Raw genomic sequence first — 13,198 nt, forward strand, 5'->3', positions numbered from 1 at the left:
GGTTGGTCTGCTCGGCAATCCCGTGGATCACCTCCAGCACCACCTCGATCTGCTGGCTCTGCTCGGCCAGCCGCTCGATCACCTTGGCCCCGGCTCCCACCTGTCCCGCCAGCGCCTCGATCAGCTTGGACACCTGCGCCGAGGTGCGACTGTTTTCATCGGTGGCCTGGCGAATGTCCACCACCTGCTGCAAGGCGGCCTGCATGGCGTGACTCTCGGCCTGGGCCTCGTCGGCCATGCTCGACAGCGCGCGCAGGCTCTCGGCCACTTCATCACGCTGTGAGGCCGCCGCCGCATCGGCACCGGCATTGTGCTGCGCCATGGTGCCGATCTCGACGCCGGTGCGCTGCGCTACTTCACCGGCCTCACGCACGATTGGTTGCAGCTTGTCGACGAACTGGTTGACCGCCGCGGCCATGTCGCCGATTTCGTCACGGCTGTCGATCTGCACACGCTTGGTCAGGTCGCTTTCACCGGCCGCCAGGTCATTGAGTGCAGCAATCAGCAGGCGCAGCTTGCTCAGCACGCGACGCCCGAGCACCACGGCCACCACCAGCAATACCCCCAGGCCGACCAGCGCCAGGCCCAGGCCGATGTTCCAGCGCAGGGTTGCGGCCGCGTCCTGCACCGTCTGCGAGCTGTTGGCCTGCATGCTTGCCGCACTGGCCTGGGCCGCCTGCAAGCGGCGCTCAAGGCCTTGTTGCTGTCCGCCGCCGCACCCACCAGGCTGTCGCCGACCAATTGCCCACCACTGGCGATCAATGCCGAGAAACGCCCGTCCAGGGCCTTGAGCTCATGCTCCACAGCAGCCGTGGAAACGCCCATCACGACCTTGCCGATCTCAGCGCCATTGGGGTTGATCGGCGCCTCGATGATGTACACCGCCGGGTCGTTGCGCGCCGCATCCAGCACCCGGTCCAGCGCACGCTCGCCCTGGCCTTTTTCCAGCAGGGCCTGGTTGATCGGGTTCTGCCGGTTCAGGTAACGGGTCAGGTGCTCGCCCTGGGCGTCGTCGTAGACCACGAACAGCACGTTGGGATTGCGCTGGGCACGCCGCGAAAACTCCGACAGTGCCGGTACATCGTTGTCCCACATGGCGCGTGGGGCAACGGAGGCCAGCAGCTCGGCCATGTCGTTGGCCGACTCCTTGAGGTTTTTCTGCAGGCTGGCGCGCAACTGCGCCTGCTCTTCTTCGAGCCGCGCCGAAAGGCCGGCACTCAGGCGTTCACGGGTGCTTGCCGAGAGGCTGTCCAGGCCCGAACTGAGCTCGCGCCCGGCCTGCTCCAGCTCAGCTGACAGTTTTTGGCTGTCAGCGCCCAGTCGCTCACCCAGATCGGCTTCCAGTGCGGTCACCGTGCTCCGAGTCAGCGCGACCGCGACCAGCACCTGCACCAAAAGAGCGATACCCAAGGCAACAAACACAGGCCGCAACAGGCGGCTTCGTAACAATGAGAGTACGGCCGACACAAAAGAACCCTCCACATCGCGGGGCCATTATAGTGATGGCACCTATAGGACGATTCTTACAGCAAAGGTCGTGCCGGGCAGCAGGCATACTGGACAAATGCATAGCCAAGGGTGACCTTTTTCGCCCTTTCACTGGCAAGCCAGCGAAGGGGCCAAAAAAAAACGCCGCTGCCCCAAAGGGACAGCGGCGTTTTCAACTGCCTACAGCGAATCAGGCAAACGGATGACGCAGCACGATGGTCTCGTTGCGATCCGGGCCGGTGGAGATGATGTCGATCGGCGCGCCGATCAGCTCTTCAACACGCTTGATGTAGGCACGCGCGTTGGCCGGCAGTTCTTCCAGGGTCTTGGCACCCACGGTCGACTCGCTCCAGCCTGGCACTTCTTCGTACACAGGCTGCAGGCCCACGTAGCTGTCAGCGTCGGTCGGTGCTACCGCCTTGCCTTCGGCGTCGGTGTAGCCGACACAGATGTTGATGGTTTGCAGGCCGTCGAGCACGTCCAGCTTGGTCAGGCAGATACCCGAAATGCTGTTCACATCGATGGCACGACGCAGGATCACGGCGTCGAACCAGCCGCAACGACGTGCACGGCCGGTGGTGGCGCCAAACTCGTGACCTTGCTTGGCCAGGTGCGCACCGACATCGTCGAACAATTCGGTCGGGAACGGGCCGAACCTACGCGGGTGTGTAGGCCTTGGTGATGCCCAGGATGTAGTCCAGGAACATCGGGCCGACACCCGAACCGGTCGCAACGCCACCGGCGGTGGTGTTGGAGCTGGTCACGTACGGGTAGGTACCGTGGTCGATGTCGAGCAACGAGCCCTGGGCACCTTCGAACATGATGTCTTTGCCGGCGCGACGCAGCTCGTGCAGCTCGGCAGTGACATCCAGCATCAGCGGCTTGAGCAGCTCAGCGTATTCCTTGCACTCGGCCAGGGTCTTTTCAAACTCGATGGCCGGCTCTTTGTAGTAACCGACCAGCATGAAGTTGTGGTAATCCACCAGTTCACGCAGCTTGTGCTCGAAGCGCGGCATGTTGAGCAGGTCGCCCACACGCAGGCCACGGCGTGCAACCTTGTCTTCGTAGGCCGGGCCGATGCCGCGACCGGTGGTGCCGATCTTCAGCTCGCCACGGGCCTTTTCACGGGCCTGGTCCAGGGCCACGTGGAAGGACAGGATCAGCGGGCAGGACGGGCTGATGCGCAGGCGCTCGCGCACCGGTACGCCCTTCTCTTCCAGCTTGGTGATCTCGCGCAGCAGGGCGTCGGGTGCAACCACCACGCCGTTGCCGATCAGGCACTGCACGCCTTCGCGCAGCACGCCCGACGGGATCAGGTGCAGGACGGTCTTCTCACCGTCGATCACCAGGGTGTGGCCCGCGTTGTGGCCACCTTGGTAGCGCACTACGGCGGCAGCATGTTCGGTCAGCAGATCAACGATCTTGCCTTTGCCCTCATCACCCCATTGGGTGCCCAGGACTACGACATTCTTACCCATTACACTTGTCCTCATTCGCGCAAACTTGGCGCCGGCTCGTACCGGCGGGGAATCTCAAATGGCCAGCGGCAGAACCTGCCAAAGCCCGTTTTGCTGAATCAATTGCCGATCGCAATCCGCCTCGACGGCGGCGGCCTGCGGCTGCCCAGGCAAGGCCTGGACCACCCGCTGACCCTCACTGCGCAATTGGCAGACCAACTGCCAAAGTGCTGCGTCGGTGCTGTCGGGCATCCAGATCCCGCCAGACGGCAACACCACCTCGGCTCGCCCCAGTGTGACCAGGGTCTTCAAATCCGTGGAGAAACCGGTGGCCGGGCGGGCCCGGCCAAAGTCTGCTCCGATGTCGTCGTAGCGACCGCCCTGGGCGATCGACTGGCCGACACCCGGCACGAACGCGGCAAACACCACACCGGTGTGGTAGTGGTAGCCACGCAGTTCGCCCAGGTCGAAATACAACGGCAGCTCGGGGTAGCGCGCCGACAGCCGTTCGGCAATCGACAGCAGGTCATCCAGGGCTGCCAGCACGGCCGCAGGCGCACGGCCCAGGCGCACACGTGCCGCTTCCAGCACTTCACGCCCGCCGCACAGCTCGGTGAGCGCGCGCAACATGCCGGCGAGGTCCGCCGGCAGGTCGGCGGTGAGTGCAATCACTTCGTCGATGGCCTTGCGTTGCAGGGCATCGAACAGCTGCTGCTCGACCGCACCGGACAACCCGGCGGCACGCGCCAGGCCGCGGTAGATGCCGACATGGCCGAGGTCCATGTGCACGTCCGGCACATCGGCCAGCTGCAACATGCCCAGCATCAGGCTGATCACCTCGACGTCGCTGACCGGGCTGGCATCGCCGTACAGCTCGGCACCCAACTGGATCGGGCTGCGCGAGGTGGACAGGGCACGCGGCTGCGCGTGCAGCACGCTGCCGGCGTAGCACAGGCGGCTGGGCCCTTCACGGCGCAGGGTATGCGCATCGATACGCGCGACCTGTGGCGTGATGTCGGCCCGAAAGCCCATCTGCCGCCCAGACTGCGGGTCGATTACCTTGAAGGTACGCAGGTCCAGGTCCTGGCCGGCACCGGTGAGCAGCGATTCCAGGTACTCGATATGCGGGGTCACGACAAACTCGTAACCCCAGCTCTGGAACAGGTCCAACACCTGACGACGCGCGATTTCGATGCGCGCCGCCTCAGGTGGCAGTACTTCTTCGATGCCATCTGGCAGCAGCCAGCGGTCTACCGTTGCCATTACGCCATTTCCCCTATGGTCCGGGCGGCCTGCCCACGGGCGAGCCTTGAGTGAAGCAGGTATCGGCAGACAATGGCGGGCAGCGCTGATTCCAGCGAAACCGCAGTGCCAATACCCTCGCAAATCCTGAAATACGCCACGGGCTCGGGCCAACGGCTGGCCAATCGATCTCGCAGACGCAAAAAAGCCGGGAATTTCCCGGCTGCCGCATCATACACCCGTTTTCTCGCGGGGGCACCCCGCCCGACGTTTTAGCCGCCGGGCGGGGTGTGCATGCTTACGGTTTGGTCTTGCCCATGAAGCGGAAGAACTCGCTGCTCGGGTCCAGTACCAAGACGTCGCTCTTGTCGGCGAAGCTTTCGCGGTAGGCCTTCAGGCTGCGATAGAACGCATAGAAGTCCTGGTCCTGGCCGTAGGCCTTGGCATAGATGGAGGCTGCCTGGGCATCGCCATCACCACGGGTTTCTTCCGACTCGCGATAGGCTTCGGCCAGCAACACGCGGCGTTGACGATCGGCGTCGGCACGGATGCCTTCAGCCAGCTCGTTACCCTTGGCGCGGTGCTCGCGAGCTTCACGCTCACGCTCGGTGCTCATGCGTTCGAACACGCTGCGGTTGACTTCCTTGGGCAGGTCGATGGCCTTGACGCGAACGTCGACCACTTCAATACCCAGTTCCTTGCTGGCCATGCGGTTCAGCGAGGCGGTGATATCAGCCATCAGCGCGTCACGCTCGCCCGACACGACTTCGTGCAGGGTGCGCTTGCCGAACTGGTCGCGCAGGCCGCTTTCCAGACGACGCGACAGGCGTTCGTCGGCGATCTGCTTCATACCCGAGGTAGCGGTATAGAAGCGCTCGGCGTCCTGCACGCGCCATTTGGCGTAGGCATCGACCATCACCGCTTTCTTCTCCAGGGTCAGGAACCGCTGGGTCGGGGCGTCGAGGGTCATCAGCCGTGCGTCAAACTTGCGCACCTGGTTCACGTACGGCACTTTCACATGCAGGCCAGGCTGTACATCGGCCTGTACCACACGGCCGAATTGCAGCAGCACGGCACGTTCGGTCTGGGCCACGATGTAGAAGCTGTTCCAGGCGACGATCGCCAGCACCACGGCGACGATCACGCCGATCAGGGATTTATTGCTCATCAGCGGCTCTCCCTGGAGCGCGTCTCGCGCTGTTGCTGTTGCAGGTCTGCGGCGGCACGGTTGGCCGCGTCATTGGCCGACGGCGTGGCGCTGGTGACCGGGGGCGCTGCCACTGCGGCGGCTGTCGATCATCTTGTCCAGCGGCAGGTAGAGCAGGTTGCTCTGACCGTCCTTGCCCGATACCAGGACCTTGCTGGTGTTGCTGTAGACTTCCTGCATGGTGTCCAGGTACAGACGCTGACGGGTCACCTCAGGGGCCTTGCGGTACTCGGCGACCAGCTTGGTGAAGCGGTCGGCCTCACCCTTGGCACGCGAGACCACTTCATCACGGTAGCCGTTGGCATCCTCGATGATGCGCTGCGCCTGACCACGGGCTTCCGGCACCACGCCATTGGCGTAGGACTCGGCCTGGTTGCGCGCACGCTGCTCGTCTTCACGGGCACGGATCACGTCATCGAAGGCTTCCTGCACTTCACGCGGGGCTGCCGCGCTCTGCACGTTGACCTGGGTCACGGTGATACCGGTACGGTAGGTGTCGAGGAAGCGTTGCAGACGTTCCTTGATTTCCACCGCCATCTGCTCACGGCCTTCGGTCAGCACCTTGTCCATCGCGGTGGACCCCACCACATGGCGCAGGGCACTGTCGGTCGCGTGCTGCAGGCTGACTTCAGGCTGATCGACGTTGAGCACGAAATCCTGCAGGTTGGTGATCTTGTACTGCACGGTCAGCGGCACTTCGACGATGTTCTCGTCTTCGGTCAGCATCTGCCCCTGCTTGGTATAAGCACGCTCGCGGGTGACGTTTTCCATGTACTTGCGATCGATCGGCGGGAAATAGATGTTCAGGCCCGGCCCTACGGTTTCGTAGTATTTGCCGAAGCGCAGCACAACCGCCTGCTCTTGCTCGTCGACCACATACACGGCGCTGTACAGCCAGATAGCCGCCAGCACGGCCAGGCCGATACCCAGCAGACCCAAGCCGGCACCCTTGCCCGAGCCGCTGTCGCCGCCCCGTTTCTTGCCACTGCCGAACATGCCGTTCAGGCTATCCTGCAGCTTGCGGAAGGCCTCGTCGAGATCCGGTGGACCCTTCTTGTCGCCGCCACCACGGCGCCCACCCCAAGGATCCTGATTGTTCGAGTTGCCACCCGGCTCATTCCAAGCCATAGCGCTCTCCATCTGATAAAGCAAAGACGCGCCCACGGCGCGCCGTCCAATGCTACAGAATGCCTGTCACGGCTGCCCGACCGCGAGGTCAGGCTTGTATTGCAAAGTGTGTTGCTCGATGAACTCCAGCGGCTTCATCCCCTCGCGGCTCACCAGGCGATTGAATTCGACCCGGGACAAACGTACCGCCAGCAAGGTGTTGCCGTCTTCGTCATGTGCCTCGCTCTGCACCGCCCCCAGGTCGAAGAACAACGCCCGCAACCGTGCGAAACGCTGTTCCAGGCGCAAGGTAGCGATGAAAAGATCATCCCCCAGCAGTTCGGCGACGGCCTGCCCCACCAGCTCCAGGCCACGCCCGTCACGGGCCGAGACCCAGACCCGTTGCGGCTTGCCATCGGCATCGCGCTGAATCTGCGGCTCGACCCCTTCGAGCAGGTCGAGTTTGTTATACACCTCGAGGATCGGCAAGCCTTCGGCACCGATCTCGCCCAGCACCGCCATCACCTGCTCGATCTGCTCCATGCGGTCCGGCTCATGGGCGTCGATCACGTGCAGCAGCAGGTCGGAGTTGCTCGACTCTTCGAGCGTAGCCCGAAATGCCTCGACCAGCTTGTGCGGCAGGTGACGAATGAAGCCCACGGTGTCGGCCAGCACGATCGGCCCGACGTCATCCAGCTCGAGCCGGCGCAAGGTCGGGTCGAGGGTGGCGAACAGCTGGTCGGCCGCGTAGACCTCGGACTGGGTCAGGGCATTGAACAGGGTGGACTTGCCGGCGTTGGTGTAGCCCACCAGCGATACCGACGGGATATCCGCGCGCTTGCGCCCACGCCGTGCCTGTTCGCGCTGGCTGCGCACCTTTTCCAGGCGGCCCTTGATCTGACGCAGGCGTACCCGCAGCAGGCGCCGGTCGGTTTCAAGCTGGGTTTCACCCGGGCCACGCAGGCCGATACCGCCCTTCTGCCGCTCAAGGTGAGTCCAGCCACGCACCAGGCGTGTGCTCATGTGCTCGAGCTGGGCCAGTTCGACCTGCAGCTTGCCTTCGTGGGTCCGCGCGCGCTGGGCGAAGATATCGAGAATCAGACCCGTGCGGTCAAGCACGCGACACTCGAAAATGCGTTCGAGGTTACGTTCCTGACTGGGCGTGAGGGTGTGATTGAAAATGACCAAATCGGCCTGTTCGGCTTTGACCAGGTCGCGAAACTCCTCGACCTTGCCGCTACCAATCAGGAACTTGGCGGTTGGCTGGTGTCGCGCCACATTGGCGAACGCGACAATGTCGGCACCGGCCGACAGGGCCAGCTCGCGGAACTCCTGCGGGTCTTCGCGCGCCTCAGGGCTCTGACCTTCCAAGTGAACGAGGATCGCCCGCTCACCACCACCGTGGCGCTCAAAGAACAAAGCAGACTCCTATCAGGCGTTACCTGGCTCAGCGTCGCCTTGTTCGGCATCGGCTGCGCTTGGCAGGCGGATCGGACGAACCGGCACCACTGTCGAGATCGCGTGCTTGTAGACCATCTGGCTGACGGTGTTCTTCAGCAGGATCACGAACTGGTCGAACGACTCGATCGTGCCTTGCAGTTTGATGCCGTTGACCAGATAGATCGAAACGCCGACCTTCTCTTTTCTCAAAGTATTCAAGTAAGGGTCTTGTAGCGAATGCCCTTTTGACATATGCCGCACTCCTGTAAGGATCAATAATAAAAAATCAAGAAATCTGATGGCTTTGGCCGCCCCACCCAAGCGTAGACGGCAATTGCAGGGACTCAGCCCAATATGGAGACCGTTCCCAGGTATTTCAAGGTGCGCGGCAGATTGTCGCAAGCCAGGCTGTCCAACCAGTGCAGATCGGCCCAACTGCGCAACCAGGTAAACTGCCGCTTTGCCAACTGGCGGGTGGCAATGATGCCGCGCTCCTGCATTTCAACCGCACTCAACTTGCCATCAAGGTGATCCCAGACCTGGCGATAACCGACTGCCCGTATAGACGGTAGCCCTGCATGCAAGTCACTTCTGGCACGCAGCGATCGGACCTCGTCAACGAAGCCCTGTTCCAGCATTTGCTCAAATCGTAGCGCAATTCGCGTGTGCAGCACCTGCCGGTCCTGCGGGGCGATTGCCAGGCTGGCGACAGTATAGGGCAATTGTTCCTGGCCCGAAGCGCCTGCGACGCTACTTTGCGCCAATTGACGCTGGCGATGTGACGTCATCGTCATGCCACTGACCCGGTACACCTCCAGCGCCCGTACCAGGCGCTGCGGATCATTGGGGTGAATGCGCGCTGCCGACTCCGGGTCGACCTCGGCCAACTGTGCGTGCAGCGCATGCCAACCCAGGCGGGCCGCCTCGGCCTCAAGCTCGGCACGCACCTGCGCGTCGGCGGCCGGCATATCGGCCAGGCCTTCGAGCAACGCCTTGAAATACAGCATGGTGCCGCCCACCAGCAGCGGGATATTGCCGCGCGCGGTGATCTCGGCCATGGCCTGCAGGGCATCGCGGCGAAAATCGGCGGCCGAATAGCTTTGCGCCGGGTCGAGAATGTCGATCAGCCGGTGCGGGTGGGCCGCCAGCAGTTCTTTGCAAGGCTTGGCGGTACCGATGTCCATGCCGCGATAGACCAGCGCCGAGTCGACGCTGATCAGCTCGCACGGCAGCACCTTGGTCAATTCGATGGCCAGGTCGGTCTTGCCGGCGGCGGTAGGGCCCATCAGGAAGATGGCGGGGGGGATTGCGAACTGCCATATCAGCGACCGCGCAGGAACAGTTTGTCCAGATCGTCCAGGCCCATCTGGGTCCAGGTCGGTCGGCCATGGTTGCATTGACCACTGCGCTCGGTGTTTTCCATGTCGCGCAGCAGGCCGTTCATTTCCGCCAGCGCCAGGCGCCGGTTGGCGCGAATTGCGCCGTGGCAGGCCATGGTGCCGAGCAGTTCGTTCAGGTGCGCCTGGATGCGGTCGCTGGTGCCGTATTCCATCAGGTCGGCCAGCACGTCCTGTACCAGGCGGTTGGCCTCGGCCTGCTTGAGCAGCGCCGGGATCTGCCGGATCGCCAGGCTTTCCGGGCCCAGGCGCTGCAGCTCGAAGCCCAGGCGCTGGAACCACGCGGCGTGCTCTTCGGCGCAGTCGGCCTCGCGCTGGCTCAGGGCCAGGGACTCGGGCACCAGCAGCGGCTGGCCGCTCAGGCCTTCGCTGGCCATCGCCACCTTGAGGCGTTCGTACATGATGCGTTCGTGGGCCGCGTGCATGTCCACCAACACCAGGCCCTGGGCGTTTTCGGCGAGGATATAGATGCCCTTGAGCTGCGCCAGCGCATAGCCCAGCGGCGGGATATCGCCCTGCCCCTGAGGCAGGCTACTCGGCTCGCTGCCGGGCAACGGAGCGAAAAACTCGCGGTACACGCCCTGGGCTTCGGCTGCGGGCAATGCCTGAGCCGGGCGCGGCGTGTACTGGTACTGATAGCCGGCGCCCGCACCGCTGCCGGCAGGCTGCAGCGCCGGCTGCGCCTGGGGCTGTTCGAGCAGGTTGGCAGCCAGGCGCATCTCGCCCTGCGGGCCGAACTCGCCGGCCTGCAGACCGCTGGGGCGCTCCTGCTCTGGCGCGCCAGCCGGGGCGGCCTGGTGATCCTGCGGGCGCACATCGGCCAGCGCCCGGTGCAGGGTGCCATACAGAAAGTCATGCACCATGCGCCCATCGCGAAAGCGCACTTCGTGCTTGGTAGGGTGCACATTCACGTCGACGCCAGTGGGGTCGACCTCCAGGAACAGCACAAAGGTCGGGTGCCGGCCATTGAACAGCACGTCACGATAGGCCTGGCGCACCGCATGCGCGACCAGTTTGTCGCGCACCGCACGGCCGTTGACGAAAAAGTACTGCAGGTCGGCCTGGCTGCGCGAAAAGGTCGGCAAGCCAACCCAGCCCCACAGGTGCAGGCCATTGCGTTCCACCTCGATCGGCAGCGCCTGCTCGAGAAAGCCCGGGCCGCAGATCGACGCCACGCGGCGGGCGCGGGCAGTATCGTCGTGGGCCTCGTGCAGGCTGAGGATGCTCTTGCCGTTATGGCGCAGGTGGAAGGCCACGTCGAAACGCGCCAGCGCCAGGCGCCGGATCACTTCCTGCAGGTGGTCGAATTCGGTTTTCTCGGTCTTGAGGAATTTGCGCCGCGCCGGGGTATTGAAGAACAGGTCGCGCACTTCGACCGAGGTACCCACCGGGTGCGCGGCGGGCTGCACCCGTGGCGCCATGTCGCGGCCCTCGGTTTCCACCTGCCAGGCCTGGTCGGCATCGCGGGTGCGCGAGGTCAGGGTCAGGCGCGCCACCGAGCTGATCGAGGCCAGCGCCTCCCCGCGAAAGCCCAGGCTCATCACCCGTTCGAGGTCTTCGAGGTCGCGGATCTTGCTGGTGGCGTGACGGGCCAGCGACAGTGGCAGGTCGTCGGCGGTGATGCCGCTGCCATCGTCGCGCACCCGCAGCAGCTTGACGCCGCCCTGCTCGACCTCGACGTCGATGCGCCGGGCACCGGAGTCGAGGCTGTTTTCCAGCAGTTCCTTGATCACCGAGGCCGGGCGCTCGACCACCTCGCCGGCGGCGATCTGGTTGGCCAGGCGCGGGCTGAGCAGCTCGATACGGGCGCTGCTGCTCATGGCTGGCCAGCCAGCGTGGTGGCCGGCACATCAAGGTTCTGGCCGACTTTCAGCTCATCGGTCTTCAGGCCGTTGGTGCTGCGCAGGCTCGCCACGCTGACCTGGTAGCGCACGGCGATCATGGCCAGGGTCTCGCCCGGGCGCACGGTGTGCTCGCGCGGGCCCTGGGCAATCTTGCCGCTGTCACGCAGGAACGCGATGTAGGTACCCGGCGGCGGATTTTGCTGGAAGAACTGCCGCACGCCGCTGTGAATCGAGCGCGCCAGCGACTGCTGGTGGCTGGCCGTGGCCAGCTTGGACGCTTCATTGGCGTTGGAAATGAACCCGGTTTCCACCAGGATCGACGGGATATCCGGCGACTTGAGCACCATGAAGCCGGCCTGTTCGACGCGGCGCTTGTGCAGCGGCGTGACCCGGCCGATGTTGCCCAGCACCTTCTGGCCAACGTTGAGGCTGGAGCTGAGCGAGGCGGTCATCGACAGGTCGAGCAACACCCCGGCCAGCATGCGGTCCTTGTCATCGAGGCTGACGTTGCCGGCACCGCCGATCAGGTCGGAGCGGTTTTCACTGTCGGCCAGCCAGCGCGCGGTCTCGGAAGTGGCCCCGCGTCCGACAGGGCGAACACCGAGGCGCCGAAGGCGGCCTTGGACGGCGCCGCGTCGGCGTGGATCGAGATGAACAGGTCGGCGCCCTTCTTGCGGGCGATCTCGGTGCGTTTGCGCAACGGGATGAAATAGTCGCCGGTACGCGTCAGCTCGGCACGGAAGCCTTTTTCGCTGTTGATCTGGCGCTGCAGTTCCTTGGCGATGGCCAGCACGATGTCTTTTTCATGCTGGCCACGCGAGCCCGAAGCGCCCGGGTCTTCACCGCCGTGGCCGGCATCGATGGCAATCACGATGTCACGCTTGCCGTTGGGCACCGGCGTCAGCTTGATCGCCGGCTGCGCGGGGGTCACCGGCACGGCCGGGGTGGTTGCTACCGATGGGGTCGGGGGCGGCGGCGTGGCGTCGGCTTCCTGGTCGAACAGGTCGACCACCAGGCGGTTGCCGTACTGGGCATTGGGCGCCAGGGTGAAACTCTTGGGGCTGACCGACTTTTTCAGGTCGATGACCACACGCAGGTCGGTAGGCGTGCGCTGCGCCGAGCGCACGCTGGTGATCGGGGTGTTGGACGTGGACACGTTCAACGGCGCAGCCAGGGTCGCGCCGTTGATGTCGATCACCAGGCGGTCGGGGGCCGACAGGGTGAACACACTGTGCTGCACGGGGCCCGAGAGGTCGAACACCAGGCGCGTGTTGTCCGGCGCACGCCATAAACGGACACTCTTGACTTGCGTGATCGCGAAGGCGTCCACCGTGACTGCCATCATCAACAGTCCTACAACGCCAACCAGTGCGCGAAAGCGCATACCTATCCCCATTTTCTAATTGAATTCCAAGGCCAGAGCGGCACACCAGGCTTCGCCGCGGGAGCCCTGCGGCGACAGGTTCAGCGAACGACCGCCCGCCTGGGGGCTTATGGTAATGGTCAGGTCGGGCTTTGGCAAAATGCCCGCCCCTTTCTCGGGCCATTCGAACAGGCACAAGGCGTCACCCTCGAAGTAGTCGCGAATGCCCAGGTACTCCAGCTCTTCTGGATCGACGAGGCGATACAGGTCGAAATGGAAGGCCCAAATCTCGCCGATCTCGTAGGGCTCGACCACGGTAAAAGTAGGACTTTTCACCGCCCCGGTGTGCCCCAGGCCACGATGATGCCCCGCGACAAGGTAGTCTTGCCGGCCCCGAGGTCGCCCTCGAGGAAGATCACGCCGTGACCTTGGGTCACACTGGCGATACGGGTGCCGAAGGCGACCATCGCCGCCTCGTCGGCCAGAAACAGGGTTACACCTGACACGCTGAATGCTCCTCCAATACTTGTCGAATCGCCGGCACCAGGTCACTGGCCGCCAGGCCGCGGCCGTGCACACCCAGGCGCTCACCGGCGCAGGCGTGCAACCACACGCCCAGGCAGGCAGCGTTCCAGGCCGGCATGCCCTGGGCC

General features: G+C 64.3%; 6 protein-coding genes and 6 pseudogenes. All 12 read right to left on the reverse strand.

Annotation, left to right across the window (positions count from 1 at the left end):
* Positions 1-1,467: pseudogene (locus G3436_RS06305) on the reverse strand (methyl-accepting chemotaxis protein); the annotation flags it as partial.
* 211 nt (positions 1,468-1,678) lie between these two features.
* Positions 1,679-2,966: pseudogene (locus G3436_RS06310) on the reverse strand (adenylosuccinate synthase).
* A gap of 54 nt (positions 2,967-3,020) precedes the next feature.
* Positions 3,021-4,208: an ATP phosphoribosyltransferase regulatory subunit gene (locus tag G3436_RS06315; RefSeq protein WP_163942573.1), complete on the reverse strand. Its 1,188-nt coding sequence runs from the start codon at positions 4,206-4,208 to the stop codon at positions 3,021-3,023.
* Between the two features lie 277 nt (positions 4,209-4,485).
* The gene (hflC, locus tag G3436_RS06320; protein WP_163942576.1) at positions 4,486-5,355 is read right to left on the reverse strand and encodes a protease modulator HflC; all 870 of its coding nucleotides are present in this window, start codon (positions 5,353-5,355) and stop codon (positions 4,486-4,488) included.
* A pseudogene (hflK, locus tag G3436_RS06325) lies at positions 5,355-6,522 on the reverse strand (FtsH protease activity modulator HflK). The gene hflC and the pseudogene hflK overlap by 1 nt, the downstream one beginning before the upstream one ends.
* Before the next feature lie 66 nt (positions 6,523-6,588).
* The gene (gene hflX / locus G3436_RS06330) at positions 6,589-7,920 is read right to left on the reverse strand and encodes a ribosome rescue GTPase HflX (protein WP_163942579.1); all 1,332 of its coding nucleotides are present in this window, start codon (positions 7,918-7,920) and stop codon (positions 6,589-6,591) included.
* A gap of 12 nt (positions 7,921-7,932) precedes the next feature.
* On the reverse strand, positions 7,933-8,193 hold the full coding sequence (gene hfq / locus G3436_RS06335) for an RNA chaperone Hfq (RefSeq protein WP_043863535.1): 261 nt from the start codon (positions 8,191-8,193) through the stop codon (positions 7,933-7,935).
* Positions 8,194-8,285: 92 nt separating this feature from the next.
* Positions 8,286-9,227, reverse strand: coding sequence for a tRNA (adenosine(37)-N6)-dimethylallyltransferase MiaA (gene miaA, locus G3436_RS06340; protein ID WP_243667034.1), 942 nt, complete (start codon positions 9,225-9,227; stop codon positions 8,286-8,288).
* Between the two features lie 35 nt (positions 9,228-9,262).
* Positions 9,263-11,158 (reverse strand): DNA mismatch repair endonuclease MutL, encoded by a 1,896-nt coding sequence (gene mutL / locus G3436_RS06345; RefSeq protein ID WP_163942585.1) that lies wholly within the window; start codon positions 11,156-11,158, stop codon positions 9,263-9,265.
* Positions 11,155-12,578 (reverse strand): annotated as a pseudogene (locus G3436_RS06350) (N-acetylmuramoyl-L-alanine amidase). The gene mutL and the pseudogene G3436_RS06350 overlap by 4 nt, the downstream one beginning before the upstream one ends.
* A gap of 3 nt (positions 12,579-12,581) precedes the next feature.
* Positions 12,582-13,012, reverse strand: a pseudogene (gene tsaE / locus G3436_RS06355) (tRNA (adenosine(37)-N6)-threonylcarbamoyltransferase complex ATPase subunit type 1 TsaE).
* 26 nt (positions 13,013-13,038) lie between these two features.
* A pseudogene (locus G3436_RS06360) lies at positions 13,039-13,198 on the reverse strand (NAD(P)H-hydrate dehydratase); the annotation flags it as partial.

It is taken from the genome of Pseudomonas brassicae (assembly GCF_010671725.1).
GTDB lineage: Bacteria > Pseudomonadota > Gammaproteobacteria > Pseudomonadales > Pseudomonadaceae > Aquipseudomonas > Aquipseudomonas brassicae.